The organism is Solibacillus ferritrahens, assembly GCF_037027585.1.
GTDB classification, from domain to species: Bacteria; Bacillota; Bacilli; order Bacillales_A; family Planococcaceae; genus Solibacillus; species Solibacillus ferritrahens.
This window is the reverse complement of the sequence record NZ_JAXCLE010000028.1, coordinates 1-14,898: the sequence shown is the minus strand read 5'-3', so window position 1 is coordinate 14,898 and position 14,898 is coordinate 1. Positions and strand designations below refer to the sequence as shown.

At 39.6% G+C, this 14,898-nt stretch carries 15 protein-coding genes; all 15 read left to right on the top strand.

The window, feature by feature from the left end:
- Positions 1 to 9: 9 nt before the first annotated feature.
- Positions 10 to 552 (top strand): hypoxanthine phosphoribosyltransferase, encoded by a 543-nt coding sequence (gene hpt / locus SNE38_RS17790; RefSeq protein ID WP_336047030.1) that lies wholly within the window; start codon positions 10 to 12, stop codon positions 550 to 552.
- A gap of 175 nt (positions 553 to 727) precedes the next feature.
- Positions 728 to 2,761, top strand: coding sequence for an ATP-dependent zinc metalloprotease FtsH (ftsH, locus tag SNE38_RS17785; RefSeq protein WP_191705317.1), 2,034 nt, complete (start codon positions 728 to 730; stop codon positions 2,759 to 2,761).
- Between the two features lie 155 nt (positions 2,762 to 2,916).
- Entirely contained in the window at positions 2,917 to 3,684 is a 768-nt protein-coding gene (locus tag SNE38_RS17780; RefSeq protein WP_191705316.1) for a type III pantothenate kinase, read from the top strand.
- Between the two features lie 17 nt (positions 3,685 to 3,701).
- Positions 3,702 to 4,583 carry an Hsp33 family molecular chaperone HslO gene (gene hslO, locus SNE38_RS17775; protein WP_191705315.1) on the top strand — a complete coding sequence of 294 codons (882 nt, stop codon included), beginning with the start codon at positions 3,702 to 3,704 and terminating at the stop codon, positions 4,581 to 4,583.
- Positions 4,567 to 5,538, top strand: a complete 972-nt coding sequence (locus tag SNE38_RS17770; protein WP_191705314.1) for a peptidyl-prolyl cis-trans isomerase — start codon at positions 4,567 to 4,569, stop codon at positions 5,536 to 5,538. The genes hslO and SNE38_RS17770 overlap by 17 nt, the downstream gene beginning before the upstream one ends.
- A 200-nt stretch (positions 5,539 to 5,738) precedes the next feature.
- Entirely contained in the window at positions 5,739 to 6,674 is a 936-nt protein-coding gene (cysK, locus tag SNE38_RS17765) for a cysteine synthase A (protein ID WP_191705313.1), read from the top strand.
- A gap of 144 nt (positions 6,675 to 6,818) precedes the next feature.
- Positions 6,819 to 8,228, top strand: coding sequence for an anthranilate synthase component I family protein (locus tag SNE38_RS17760; protein ID WP_191705312.1), 1,410 nt, complete (start codon positions 6,819 to 6,821; stop codon positions 8,226 to 8,228).
- Positions 8,225 to 8,794: an aminodeoxychorismate/anthranilate synthase component II gene (gene pabA / locus SNE38_RS17755; protein ID WP_191705311.1), complete on the top strand. Its 570-nt coding sequence runs from the start codon at positions 8,225 to 8,227 to the stop codon at positions 8,792 to 8,794. Before SNE38_RS17760 ends, pabA begins: the two co-directional genes overlap by 4 nt.
- Before the next feature lie 15 nt (positions 8,795 to 8,809).
- Positions 8,810 to 9,673, top strand: coding sequence for an aminodeoxychorismate lyase (pabC, locus tag SNE38_RS17750; protein WP_336047028.1), 864 nt, complete (start codon positions 8,810 to 8,812; stop codon positions 9,671 to 9,673).
- Positions 9,657 to 10,517, top strand: a complete 861-nt coding sequence (folP, locus tag SNE38_RS17745) for a dihydropteroate synthase (RefSeq protein ID WP_191705309.1) — start codon at positions 9,657 to 9,659, stop codon at positions 10,515 to 10,517. The genes pabC and folP overlap by 17 nt, the downstream gene beginning before the upstream one ends.
- Before the next feature lie 10 nt (positions 10,518 to 10,527).
- Positions 10,528 to 10,896 (top strand): dihydroneopterin aldolase, encoded by a 369-nt coding sequence (gene folB / locus SNE38_RS17740; protein WP_336047027.1) that lies wholly within the window; start codon positions 10,528 to 10,530, stop codon positions 10,894 to 10,896.
- Positions 10,893 to 11,414, top strand: a complete 522-nt coding sequence (gene folK / locus SNE38_RS17735; RefSeq protein WP_191705307.1) for a 2-amino-4-hydroxy-6-hydroxymethyldihydropteridine diphosphokinase — start codon at positions 10,893 to 10,895, stop codon at positions 11,412 to 11,414. Before folB ends, folK begins: the two co-directional genes overlap by 4 nt.
- Positions 11,366 to 11,569 carry a helix-turn-helix domain-containing protein gene (locus tag SNE38_RS17730; RefSeq protein ID WP_191705306.1) on the top strand — a complete coding sequence of 68 codons (204 nt, stop codon included), beginning with the start codon at positions 11,366 to 11,368 and terminating at the stop codon, positions 11,567 to 11,569. The genes folK and SNE38_RS17730 overlap by 49 nt, the downstream gene beginning before the upstream one ends.
- Before the next feature lie 22 nt (positions 11,570 to 11,591).
- Positions 11,592 to 12,605, top strand: a complete 1,014-nt coding sequence (gene dusB / locus SNE38_RS17725) for a tRNA dihydrouridine synthase DusB (protein WP_191705305.1) — start codon at positions 11,592 to 11,594, stop codon at positions 12,603 to 12,605.
- Between the two features lie 301 nt (positions 12,606 to 12,906).
- Entirely contained in the window at positions 12,907 to 14,400 is a 1,494-nt protein-coding gene (gene lysS / locus SNE38_RS17720) for a lysine--tRNA ligase (RefSeq protein WP_191705304.1), read from the top strand.
- Positions 14,401 to 14,898: the final 498 nt, after the last annotated feature.

The window sequence follows — 14,898 nt, the reverse complement described above, 5'->3', positions numbered from 1 at the left end:
AATCTACTCATGATTCAAAATGATATTGAAAAAATTATGATTACAGAAGAACAAATCCAAGAGCGTATTAGAGAACTTGGTGCAGAGCTGACAGAGGAGTATAAAGAACTTTTCCCTTTAGCAGTAGGTGTATTAAAAGGTGCGATGCCTTTTATGACAGATTTAATGAAGCGTTTTGATTCGTATGTAGAATTGGATTTTATGGACGTTACTTCATACGGTAATGCCACAGTATCATCCGGGGAAGTAAAAATTGTCAAAGACTTAAATACTAGTGTAGAAGGTCGCGATGTGATTATTATTGAAGACATTATCGACAGTGGATTAACATTAAGCTATTTAGTTGATTTATTTAAATACCGTAAAGCAAAATCGATAAAAATTGTTACTTTACTGGATAAGCCATCTGGACGCAAAGTAAATTTAGAAGCAGATATCGTTGGCTTCGAAGTACCAGACGGATTTGTAGTTGGTTACGGTTTAGATTATGCGGAAAAATATCGTAACTTGCCATATATCGGAATTTTGAAGCGTGAAGTTTATTCATTTTAAGTGGTAGAAAAATCGATAGAATGCTGTTTTGCATTGGCATAATCGATAAAAAGAGCGGGTTTTGTCATAATTCGTTTGAACATTTAAAATTAGAGTGCTTTTCGTTGTATGAAAATTTCAACGTATGTTAAGATTTTACTTATAGTTTTTCTGTAACGTTGTGAGGAGGCTGGGGATGAATCGAATATTTCGATACACCATATTTTATTTACTAATTTTTCTCGTAATTATCGGGATTTTTGGAACATTTAATGGTGGAAAACAGACAACTGAAAATCTTGATTATCACGCATTTTTTGAGGCTTTAGAAAGTAATGAGGTTGCCTCTATTACAATACAGCCTGAGCGAGGCGTGTACAAAATCGTAGGTCAAATGAACGGTGCTGAAGAAGGCGAAACTTTCACAGTAAACGTTCTACAAAATGACCAAACTTCTGTAGATCGTATTTTGCAAATTGAAGAACAAATTGCAAACGGTGAATATCCAGGAGTGGAAATTTTAGAACAACCGCAAACTAGCGGGTTCGTAACATTCCTTACGAGCATTATTCCATTTGTTATTATCATTATTTTGTTCTTCTTCTTATTAAGCCAATCTCAAGGTGGCGGTAATAAGGTGATGAACTTTGGTAAATCAAAGGCGAAGCTTTATGATGACCAAAAGAAAAAAGTTCGCTTCAACGACGTAGCAGGTGCCGATGAAGAGAAGCAAGAGCTTGTAGAAGTAGTAGACTTCTTAAAAGATCACCGTAAATTTACTGATATTGGGGCACGTATTCCTAAAGGGATTCTACTTGTAGGTCCTCCAGGTACTGGTAAAACATTACTTGCGCGTGCGGTAGCAGGTGAAGCAGGCGTACCATTCTTCTCGATTTCAGGTTCTGACTTCGTGGAAATGTTCGTCGGTGTCGGTGCATCGCGTGTTCGTGATTTATTCGAAAACGCGAAGAAAAATGCACCATGTATCATTTTCATTGATGAGATTGATGCAGTAGGTCGTCAACGTGGTGCAGGTCTTGGTGGCGGTCACGATGAGCGTGAACAAACATTAAACCAATTATTAGTTGAAATGGATGGTTTCGGTGCAAACGAAGGGATTATCATAATCGCTGCGACAAATCGCCCAGACATCCTAGATAAAGCATTATTACGTCCTGGTCGTTTTGACCGTCAAATTACGGTTGGTCACCCAGACGTAAAAGGCCGTGAAGCAATTCTAAAAGTACATGCACGCAATAAGCCATTAGCAGATACAGTTGATTTAGCGGCCGTTGCACAGCGTACACCAGGATTCTCAGGTGCTGATCTAGAAAACTTATTAAACGAAGGTGCCCTTGTTGCAGCTCGTAAAAACAAGAAAACAATCAACATGGCAGATATTGATGAAGCATCTGACCGCGTAATCGCAGGTCCGGCAAAAGCAAGCCGCGTTTACTCTCCAAAAGAGAAAAAGCTTGTTGCATTCCATGAAGCGGGTCACGTTGTTGTTGGTTTACAATTAGACGAAGCAGATACTGTTCATAAAGTAACAATTGTTCCACGCGGTCAAGCGGGTGGTTATGCGATTATGTTACCGAAAGAAGAGCGCTTCTTTACGACAAAGCAAGAGTTGCTTGACCGTATCGCTGGACTTTTAGGTGGACGTGTTGCGGAAGAAATCGTACTTGGTGAAGTATCAACAGGTGCACATAATGACTTCCAAAAAGTAACGAGCATTGCACGTGCGATGGTAACAGAGTATGGTATGAGCAATAGTTTAGGTGCTGTTCAGTATGGCTCAAACCAAGGTGGTAATCCGTTCTTAGGACGTGATTTTGGCTCAGACCAAAACTACTCAGATACAGTAGCATATGAAATTGATAAAGAAGTTCAACGTATCGTCGATGAGCAATATGCTCGTACGAAACGTATTTTAACAGAGCGTCGTGACTTGCTTGATTTAATTGCAAATACGTTAATTAAAATTGAAACGTTAAATGCACAGCAAATTGAACATTTACGCGACCACGGTGTACTGCCTCCTGAAGAAGAGGTAGTAGAATCAGAGCCTCAAACAGAAAAAGAAGTAACGCCAACAATTGAAACGGCTGGTAATGCTTCAATTAATGATGAGGTACAAGGTGAAAAGACACCTCCAACAGTAGAAGATTTACCGAAAGATGTGTCGGACGATCGCCCACAAGGCATTGATGAAGACCGTCCAAAATAATACAAGCAAACTGACTATTTCCTAGGAAAAGGAGATAGTCAGTTTTTTCATCCCAATTTATTTATGCAACGGACAAAGGCAAAAACGGAATACTGTATAGTGGATGCCCAAATATGGTATGATTTTTTTCAGAACATGAAAAGTAGGTGTCGCTTTTGATTTTAGTGATGAATGCAGGAAACTCCAATATTACTTTAGGTATTTATCATCATGATAAACTCATACACCATTGGCGGACAGAAACAAATATACGGAAAACAGAAGATGAATATGCGATGCAATTTAAAGCATTTTTCGCTCATGAAGGCATTTCATTTGAACAAATAAAGGGGATTATTATATCCTCAGTTGTGCCACCTATAATGTTTGCGCTTGAATTAATGTGTAAAAAATATTTCCATACCCAGCCTTTAATTGTTGGACCAGGTGTAAAAACCGGCTTGAATATAAAGTATGAAAATCCACGTGAAGTTGGTGCTGACCGTATTGTCAATGCTGTTGCAGCTTTAGAGCAATATGGTGGTAGACCCTTGATTATTATAGATTTTGGAACAGCGATTACATACTGCTTTATAAATGAGCGTGGGGATTATTTGGGAGGCGCTATTGCACCCGGAATTGCGATTTCTGTAGAAGCGCTAAATGTACGGGCAGCAAAATTACCCCGCTTTGAAATTGCACGAGCATCGCAGGTTGTTGGGAAGAATACGATTGCTGCAATGCAAGCAGGTGTATTTTATGGCTTTATCGGGCAAGTAGAAGGCATTGTAAGTCGTATGAAAGCTCAAAGTAAAGAGGAGCCAATGGTAATTGCCACAGGTGGACTTGCAAAACTAATTGCCGATGAAACACAAATGATTGATATTGTCGATTCATTCCTTACTTTAAAGGGATTAGCGATTATTTATAAAAGAAATCAGTAGAAAAGAGGAATTTCAACATGAAAGACTACTTAGTAAGAGCTATTGCATTTGACGGACAGGTTCGTGCATTTGCAACAAATACAACAGAGACTGTAGGAGAAGCACAACGTCGTCACAATACATGGCCAATCGTATCTGCTGCTTTAGGTCGTTCAATGACAGCATCAGTAATGATGGGTGCAATGTTAAAAGGGGACGATAAAATTACCGTCAAAATCGAAGGGAACGGTCCAATTGGTCCAATGGTAATTGATGCAGATGCAAAAGGAGATGTGCGTGGCTTTGTTACTAATCCACATGTACATTTTGAATTAAACGATCAAGGGAAATTGGATGTACGTGCCGGTGTTGGTACGGAAGGTGCACTGACAGTCGTAAAAGATTTAGGTTTACGCGATATGTTCTCAGGCCAAACACCAATTGTTTCAGGCGAAATCGCTGAAGACTTCACATACTACTTCGCTTCATCTGAACAGGTACCTTCATCAGTAGGTTTAGGTGTATTAGTAAATCCAGATAATACAATTTTAGCTGCAGGTGGCTTTATTATTCAATTAATGCCGGGCTGTGATGAGGATACAATCGAAGAAATTGAAAAACGTTTGTCATCTATTGAGCCTGTATCAAAAATGATTGAAAAAGGCTATACACCTGAGCAGATTTTAGATGCGGTATTAGGAGAAGGAAATGTTCAAATTCTTACATCAATGCCTGTACAGTTTCAATGTCAATGTTCAAAAGAGCGTTTTGGTGCGGCAATTATCAGTCTAGGTGTCGGGGAAATTCAAGAAATGATTGACGAAGATGGTGGAGCAGAAGCACAATGTCACTTCTGTTTAGAGACATATCACTTTGACAAAAATGAACTCGAAGGCTTTGTGAATGAAATCCAATCGTAATTTACACCAAACACCAAAACCCACACCAAATAATTTACCGTACACACAACGACGCTTAAAAACGAAACCAACTTTACTTTTATTGCTTATTTTGTTAATCGGAAATCTATTTTGGCTAGTGTTATGGTTACTCCCATCGGATGATGCTCCATCATCAAAAGACGGCAGCGAAGAAATTGCTGCCGTTGATGGAGAGTCCATTACAAGCCAAAAGTGGCTATCTGAAATGGAAAAACGTTATGGAAAAGAAACATTGCAAGATTTAGTGAATGAAGCGGTGATGGAAAAGGCTGCTAAAAAATATAAAATCGATGTGAAAGACGAAGAAATAGATTTAGAAATAGCCTTATTGCGTTCAGCACAAGATTCAAATGATACAACTTTACATAGCCTCTCCCCTGAGCAACTTCGCCAAAAAGTACGTGCTCAACTCATTTTGGATAAGGTATTAACAAATGATGTTGTTGTCGAAGAGGAACAGGCAAAAAAGTATTACGACGAAAATAAGTCAATTTATAATATTCCGACGACCTATAGAACTAGTATGATTATCGTGAATTCAAAAGAGGATGCGGAGCGGGTGGAAAAGGAGCTGAAAAGTGGCTCTGATTTTGCGGTTTTAGCACGTGAGCATTCATTAGATGCTGCCTCGGCTAGTTTAGGTGGCGATATTGGCTTTATTACATCCAGTCAATCGACACTCGATGCCGCCATTCTTCAAAAAGTACAGAACCTCAAGGAAAAAGAGACATCCAAGCCTTTCGTTTTAAGTGATGGACGCTATGCGATCGCCACAGTTACAGAAAAGGTGGAAGGACAATCCTTTAGCTTTGATCAGGTGACAGGGCATGTGAAACGTCAGCTGGCATTGGAGCAACTGCCACCTTCGATTACACCGGAAACCTTCTGGAAGGAATTTAATGCTACTTGGATTTACGGGGAATCGAAAAAATAAAGTATGATATAAAATGGTTGTATTAGTATGCGCTGCTTCTAATACAACCATTTTTAAACCAATTAATAAAACCTGGCAAAATAGTCAGAAATTTTCCAAAAATCCCGAACCAAGCAATTGACAAGTAGTATAAAAAATTGTTAAGATACGATTAAGTAAAACCTATTGATTTTGTAGGGATTGAGAGAGGAATGGATAAGATGAGTAAATTAGCAAATTCGGTGGCAGATTTAGTAGGACGTACACCAATCGTAAAGTTAAATAATGCTACAGGTGAAAATGATGGAACGGTATATGTGAAATTGGAGTACTTTAACCCGGGCTCTTCAGTAAAAGACCGTTTAGCTTTAGCGATGATTGAAGCGGCTGAAAAAGATGGCTCTTTAAAGCCAGGCGGTACAATTATTGAACCAACTTCAGGTAATACAGGTATTGGTTTAGCAATGATTGCAGCAGCGAAAGGTTATAAGTCAATTTTAGTAATGCCAGAGACAATGTCTTTAGAGCGTCGTAACCTGTTACGTGCATATGGAGCTGATCTAGTATTAACACCTGGTCCAGAAGGAATGAAAGGTGCAATTGCAAAGGCGGAGGAACTTTCTAAATCAGAAGGTTATTTCTTACCGCAGCAGTTCAAAAATGAAGCAAACGCAGAAATTCACCGTTTAACTACAGGTCCTGAAATTGCAGAAGCATTTGAGCAAGATGGCTTAAAGCTGGATGCCTTTGTCGCTGGTGTTGGTACTGGTGGTACAATTACGGGTGCAGGCGAAGTATTGAAAAATAAATTCCCAGATATCGAAATTATTGCTGTTGAGCCTAAAGATTCACCAGTTCTTTCAGGTGGTAACCCTGGACCACATAAAATTCAAGGTATTGGTGCAGGTTTCGTTCCGGACGTATTAAATACAGAAATATATGATTCTGTATTCCCGGTAGAAAATGAAATTGCATTTGAAAATGCACGTAAAGTAGCGCGTGAAGAAGGTATTTTAGCGGGTATTTCTTCAGGTGCAGCTATTTATGCAGCGATTGAAACAGCCAAACGTCTAGGTAAAGGGAAAAATGTATTAGCAATCATCCCATCAAATGGTGAGCGTTATTTATCAACTCCTTTATATCAGTTTGAAGACTAATTAATTTATCAAGTCATTCTCCAAAGCTATTTTATGGGCTAACACTCGTAAAATAGCTTTTTCTTAGTCTACTCTAAGATAAAATTGGATTTTTAGAGTGTTTTCGAGTTTAATTAAGGAAAAGAATAAAGCGGGTGTAAATAGATGCAACAACTAGAATTCCATACATTTCAAATGACTAAAGATGAATTTTTTTATAGTTTCCAAGAGCAGTCAATGGTCGAAAAGCAACGTGTATTTTTAGAAAGTGGACGTGGTGGGCATTATTCGATTGCAGCATGGCATCCAGTTGCTAGTGCTAAATCTGTAGAACAAGGGCTTGAACTGACTTGGGCAAATGGAGATGTTGAGCTGAAAAAAGGGGAAGCACTAGCCGAATTAGAACAAGTCATTTCCGAATACAAGCTTGAAGCGAATCCGCAATTGCCCGATTTCCAGGGAGGGGCAATTGGGTTTATTTCTTATGACTACGCACGTACGATTGAAGTGCTTCCACTTGAAGCAGAGGATGATCTACACGTTCCTAATCTATATTTTTACTTATTTGATCATTGGGCTGTGCATAACGTAAAAACAAATGTAGTGACCCTTATGAAGTTTTCTGCATGCGAAGTAGATTTACTGACATGGCAGACAGAGTGGCTGGAAAAAGCCGTAGTTGGATTGGAGAAACGTCATTTCAATCAGGAAACAGCGAAAAATATTCAGCAAGATGAAATGGAATTACAAGTTTCATTTAAGGGAAAAGCTTTTGAAGCAGCCGTACGTAAAATTCAGCATTATATTGGTCAGGGTGACGTATTCCAAGTGAATTTGTCTGTGCGTCAGGCAAAAAAACTTTCAGCGGCTCCGATTACGATGTATGAGGCGGTTCGCTCATTTAACCCTTCTCCGTATATGGCGTATATTGAAAGTGAGCATTTCGCGGTTGTAAGTGGCTCGCCGGAATTGCTTGTGAAGCGTAAAGGCAATGAACTATCAACGAGACCAATTGCAGGGACGCGTCCACGTGGGGAATCGGAAGAACAGGATTTGGCACTTGCCAACGAATTGATTCATCATGAAAAAGAACGTGCCGAACATGTCATGCTTGTCGATTTGGAACGCAATGATCTAGGTCGGGTAAGCAAGTATGGAACGGTGGAAGTCAATGAATTTATGGTTATTGAGCATTACTCCCATGTAATGCATATTGTGTCGAATGTACGTGGAGAAATTGCTGAGGGGAAAACTAATGCAGATGTCATTCGTGCAATGTTCCCTGGTGGTACGATAACGGGTGCACCTAAAATTCGAACGATGGAAATTATTGAAGAGCTTGAGCCTGTTCGCCGTGGTCTTTATACAGGATCTATTGGCTGGATTGGATACACGGGTGATTTAGAATTAAATATTGTAATTCGAACAGCCTATATACAGGATGGGATTGTATACATACAAGCGGGAGCGGGAATTGTGATCGATTCGATTCCAGAAAACGAATTTATTGAATCGATGAATAAAGCAAAGGCAATGTGGCAAGCAAAGGCAATGGCAGAAGAGGTGAGCAAATGATTTTAATGATTGATAACTATGATTCATTTACGTATAACTTAGTGCAATATTTTGGTGAGTTCGGTCATGAGTTAGTAGTAAAGCGTAATGATGACATAACGATAGAGGAAATTGAAGCGCTTCAGCCGATGATGGTAGTTATATCACCAGGACCATGTACACCAAATGAAGCTGGACAAAGCCTTCGTATTATTGAACATTTTGCTGGAAAGCTTCCGATTTTAGGAGTGTGCTTAGGTCATCAAGCGATTGCCCAGGTTTTTGGTGGAGATGTCGTACGGGCAGAGCGGTTGATGCACGGAAAAACATCGCCTGTACTTCATAAAGGGATCGGTCTACATAGAAAAAACGCAAATCCATTTCCTGCGACACGCTATCATTCATTAATTGTTGAGCCGACCACTTTACCGGACTGTTTGGAAGTGACAGCTTGGACCGAAGAAGGCGAAATAATGGGTCTTCGTCATAAAACGTATCCAATTGAAGGGGTTCAATATCATCCGGAATCGATAATGACTGAAGATGGTAAGCAACTATTACGGACATTTATCGAAACATATTGTTAGGAGGAATAGGGATCAATGCTTTGTTGGATGAATGGGCAGTATATTGATGAGCAAGAGTTGAAAATTTCCCCTTTTGATCACGGGTTTTTGTATGGACTTGGATTTTTCGAGACGTTTCGTACATATGAGGGAAAGGCTGTATACTTACACGAACATTTCAATCGCTTACTGGAAGCATTAAAAGAATACCGTATTCATTTTCCGTATACTATTCAAGATATAGAGGAAGTTATTGAAAAGCTCAATGTACAGGACGGTGAAGAAGGGTATTTTCGTTTAAATGTATCAGCGGGAGTACACCCGATTGGCCTTGCTCCGTCCGAATATACGGAGCCGACAATTATTCTGTTCCGCAAAGAATTGCCTAAATTGGTGCGCGGGACGGAAAAAGAGGCAGTGTGGCTGAAAACTGCGCGTAATTCCCCCGAACAACAAACACGCTATAAAAGTCATCATTACGGCAATAATGTCCGTGCACGTCTTGAATTGTCCAGTTTAGCCAACCAAGAAGGCTTTTTTACCGATAAAAATGGGGTAGTGGCAGAAGGCATTACATCGAATATTTTCTGGATCAAAGATGATATACTGTATACGCCTTCAACGAAGTTGGGTATATTGCCAGGCATTACACGAGCTATCGTTATTCGTCTTGCTAAAGAGCTCGGGATTCATGTAAGGGAAGGCAGTTTTATGATATGGGAATTAGAGCAGGCCGACGAATGTTTTGTTACGACGGCCGTGCAGGAGCTTGTACCGATTTCGCATATTGGAAAGATTCGTTTTGCTGGAAGTGAAGGTAGGCTATATAAAAAGCTTCATACGGCTTATTTACAAAAAATTGTTATGCACCTAGGAGAAAGTCATGTTAGAAAATTATAAAACACTTACACTAAATGGAATTGAATTGGATTTTACTAAAGAAACATTTGTAATGGGTATTTTGAATGTGACACCAGATTCTTTTTCGGATGGTGGGAAGTTTAATTCAGTTGAAAAAGCAGTTGCACAAGCGAAAAAGATGGTAGCGGATGGGGCGAAAATAATTGATGTTGGTGGGGAATCCACACGTCCCGGCTATACGCGGATTTCCGATGAAGAGGAAATTGCACGTGTTGTACCAGTAATTCAGGCGCTTTTAAAAGAAGTGCAAGCGATTATTTCAATTGATACGTATAAATCAAACGTTGCACGTGCTGCAATTGAAGCAGGTGCCCATATCATTAATGATATTTGGGGAGCAAAAGCAGACCCGGAAATGGCGAAAGTGGCGGCAGAGCTAAATGTCCCGATTATTTTAATGCATAACCGGAAAAATAGTCAGTATGATAACTTCTTCGCAGATTATATGTCAGATATGCTAGAAAGTATTGAAATTGCCAAAGAGGCCGGTGTTCGCGACGAACATATTTTTCTTGATCCTGGTATAGGGTTTGTGAAAAGCTTAAGTGAAAGTATCGAGACGATGCAGCGTTTAGATGAACTTGTTGCATTGGGCTATCCTGTATTGCTTGCGACATCCCGAAAGCGAATGATTGGATCGGTCTTGGGTTTACCGGTCGATGAGCGTGTAGAAGGAACAGCTGCAACTTGTGCATTCGGTGTACAAAAGGGCTGTCATATTATGCGTGTGCATGATGTAAAAGAAGTGGCGCGGACTGTGAAAATGATGGATGCGCTTGTTGGGAAGTTTGAAGTACAAGGTGAATTAGCACCGAGACATTAAGGAGATTGTAATGGATTATATTCATTTAAGAGAAATGCAGTTTTTTGGTTATCATGGTGTGTTACCGGAAGAAAATGTATTAGGTCAACGCTTTCGTGCAAATGTATCGCTTGCTGTTGATATAAAGCGTGCCGGTGAAACAGATGAGCTGGATGACACTGTAAGCTATGTAGGAGTTTATGAAATATGTAAAGAAGTAATGGAAGGCAAGCCATATAAATTAATTGAGGCGGTTGCCGAAACGATTGCTACACGCATTTTAACACAATACGAAGGGCAAGTTTTCGGTTGCCGTGTGGAAGTGATTAAGCCTGATCCTCCCATTCCGGGTCATTATAAAGAAGTCTCTGTGGAAATTGTGCGAGGACAATTTATATGACAACAGCCTTTTTATCCATAGGAACAAATATCGGGGAACGTGAGCAAAACCTGCAAGACGCAATAAAGCTGCTCCTTTCAAATAAGGAAATAACAGTTACAGCCATTTCTTCGATCTACGAGACAGCAGCGGTCGGATTTACGGAACAGGCGGATTTTTTAAATATTGCGGTTGCCGTTGAAACAAGCCTAAATGCTTTTGAGCTACTTACACAATGTCAAAAGATCGAAAATGATTTAGGGCGTGTACGCGAATTCCGATGGGGTCCGCGAATTATAGATCTTGATATTTTGTTATACAATAACGAAAAATATGAAACGGAAAACTTAATTGTTCCACACCCACGCATGTTCGAACGTGCGTTTGTATTAGTGCCGCTTGAAGAGATAATGACGCAAAAATGTGGTATGCTAGTATCTGTGCAAAAAGCACTACTAGCACTCGACATAGAGAAAGAGGGCGTCAAGCTGTGGAAGAAAATCGCTACGGTCGAAGAATTCGTGCCTTTCGAAAGCTAAAACGTATTCAGCAAACCGAATTTGCAAAACAGATTGGTATGTCTGTTACGATTTTGGGTCGTATTGAACGAGGCGAAAAACTTCCCTCTGAAGAACAGTTCCAAAAAATCGCGGATGTATTACAAATAGATATTCAAGAATTAAAAGGTGAGTAACCTAGTGTGGAGGGAACAAAAGGTGTCAAACATTGACCAAAAACCTTTCCAAATTGGTGATATTATAATGGACAACCGAGTTGTTCTTGCCCCGATGGCAGGGATTTGTAACTCGGCTTTCCGTTTAACAGTGAAAGAGTTTGGTGCAGGTTTAGTATATGCGGAAATGATTAGTGACAAAGCGTTAAATATTCGCAACAAAAAAACGTTGGATATGCTTTATATTGATGAACGAGAAAATCCGATGACCCTACAAATTTTCGGTGGAGACAAAGAAAATTTAGTAGAAGCGGCAAAATTTGTGGATAAAAATACAACAGCGGATATTATCGACATTAATATGGGCTGTCCTGTTAATAAAATTATTAAATGCGAAGCTGGCGCGAAATGGCTGCTGGATCCGAATAAAATTTACGAGATGGTTTCGGCTGTAGTAGATGCAGTTGATAAGCCGGTTTCAGTAAAAATGCGTATCGGTTGGGATGATGAGCGTGTATTTGCTGTAGAAAATGCACAAGCAGCAGAACGTGCAGGTGCAGCGGCGATTGCAATGCATGGACGGACTCGTGTTCAAATGTATGAAGGTAAAGCGAACTGGGACGTCTTGGCAGAAGTGAAGAAAAATATTAGCATCCCGTTCATTGCTAACGGGGACGTGGAAACACCTGAGGATGCAAAACGGATTCTGGAACATACGAAGGCAGATGCAGTCATGATTGGGCGCGCGGCATTAGGAAATCCATGGATGATGTACCAAACGGTGAAATATTTAGAATCAGGCGAACTAATGCCTGAGCCGTCTGTGCGAGAGAAAATGGATGTGTGTTTGCTGCACTTTGAACGACTTAAAGCGTTAAAAGGTGAAAAAGTTGCCGTTCGTGAAATGCGAAAACATGCTTCGTGGTATTTAAAAGGAATTCGGGGTAACGGAAAAATCCGTAACGCCATTAATTTAGCAGAGACGGAGCAAGAGTTACGCACACTTCTTAATGGTGTCGTAGAAGAATACGATGAAGACGAAATTGTGCTAGCTTAAGCGAGGAAAGACCGAAAAATTTTAAATTGGGAAGGCTGTGTTAAAAGGGGAATAACTTTTTAACACAGCCTTTCTTTCTATAAATGTGAGCTAAGTAGGCCGTTCCTGTAGCAAGTGACTTGTCTTGGAATGAGTGTCCGTTATCCGCATTTTATAAAAATGGGTATTCACTTAACAGAATTATTAAACATTTCTAATTAAATCGAAACAGGTGAATCACATTACGAAATACGGTACAATAGAAACATTATGGACTATTGTGCCGTTTTGGAGCGCAAAAATATTAAGGAGTGAAATATACGTGTCAAATATCGAAGAATTAAACGACCAACTTTTGGTGAGACGCCAGAAGATGACTGATATTCGCGAAAACGGTATGGACCCATTCGGTAGCCGTTTTGAGCGCACACATTTATCAAATGAAGTAGTTGCAGAGAACGACCAATTTGATAAAGAACAATTAGAAGAAAATCCTCGTGAAGTTATAGTTGCAGGACGTATCATGACGAAGCGCGGTAAAGGTAAAGCAGGTTTTGCGCATATCCAAGACTTAGCCGGCCAGATCCAAATTTATGTACGTAAAGATGCAATCGGTGAAGAAGCTTACGAGTTATTCAACAAAGCAGACCTTGGTGATATTGTAGGGGTAAAAGGAAACGTATTCCGCACACAAGTTGGAGAGCTATCTGTTAAAGCAACAGAATTCACTTTCTTAACAAAAGCATTACGCCCATTACCGGATAAATTCCATGGTTTAACGGACGTAGAGCAACGTTACCGTCAACGCTATGTAGACTTAATGACGAACGAAGAATCAAAGGCAACTTTTATCTTACGTTCTAAAATTATCCGTGCAATCCGTAACTACTTAGATAACAACGGTTACTTAGAAGTAGAAACACCAATGTTGCACACAATTGCTGGTGGGGCAGCGGCTCGTCCGTTCATTACACACCACAATGCATTAGATATGGAACTTTATATGCGTATTGCAATCGAATTACATTTAAAACGTTTAATCGTTGGTGGTTTGGAAAAAGTGTATGAAATCGGTCGTGTATTCCGTAACGAAGGAATTTCAACTCGTCACAATCCTGAATTTACAATGATTGAATTATATGAAGCGTATGCAGATTACAATGATATTATGGACTTAACAGAAAACCTTATCGCCAACGTAGCCAAGGAAGTTCTAGGTTCTACTTCTGTACAATATGGGGAAGATACAATAGAGCTCGGTGTTGGCTGGAAACGTGTTCATATGGTAGATGCGGTTAAAGAAGCAACAGGTGTAGATTTCTGGGCTCCAATGACTGTAGAAGAGGCACGCAAACATGCTGCTGAACACGGTGTAGAAATTAAAGATTCACACGAAGTAGGGCATATTATTAATGAATTCTTCGAGCAAAAAATCGAAGAAACATTAGTTCAACCAACATTCGTTACAGGTCATCCAGTGGAAATTTCTCCGTTAGCGAAGAAAAACCCTGAAGATCCACGCTTTACAGATCGCTTTGAGTTATTCATCGTTCGTCGTGAACATGCAAATGCCTTCACGGAATTGAACGATCCAATTGATCAACGTGAGCGTTTCGAAGCCCAAATGGCAGAAAAAGAAGCTGGTAATGATGAAGCGCACGAAATGGATAACGATTTCATTGAAGCGTTAGAATTCGGTATGCCGCCAACTGGTGGTTTAGGTATAGGTATCGACCGTTTAGTTATGTTATTAACAAACTCGCCATCTATCCGTGATGTACTATTATTCCCAACAATGCGCCACACAACGAAATAACCTTTTTAAGAGTCATGCAATATAATTTGCATGGCTCTTTACTTCTATATAAGTAGAAACAGAAGCTACATCTCTTTTATTGAATAGGGAGAGAACAGAATGAGTGTATTGTGGGACCTTGTTTATTTAACAAATACGAAACATAAGAATTAAATAAAAAAACTATTGCAATATAGTTTTTAAGGTGATATATTATTACTTGTCGCTGAAACGCGTCGAACACTTTTTAAAAAAACTCTTTACTTCTTAACTTTAGAGTGGTAAAGTATAAAAGTTGCCGATTTGGAAGATTAAATGTTCATTAAAACTTTTTAAAAAAAGTTGTTGACATTTAAAATGAATGTTGGTAAGATATAAGAGTTGTCATAACGACGATGAAATGAACCTTGAAAACTGAACAAGCAACGTTAATGAAACAAGCTTCTTAAATGAAGCAAACAATAGATTATAACTTTTAATTAAGTTAAATCGCTAGCAAAGCAAATGAGCTTTCAAACT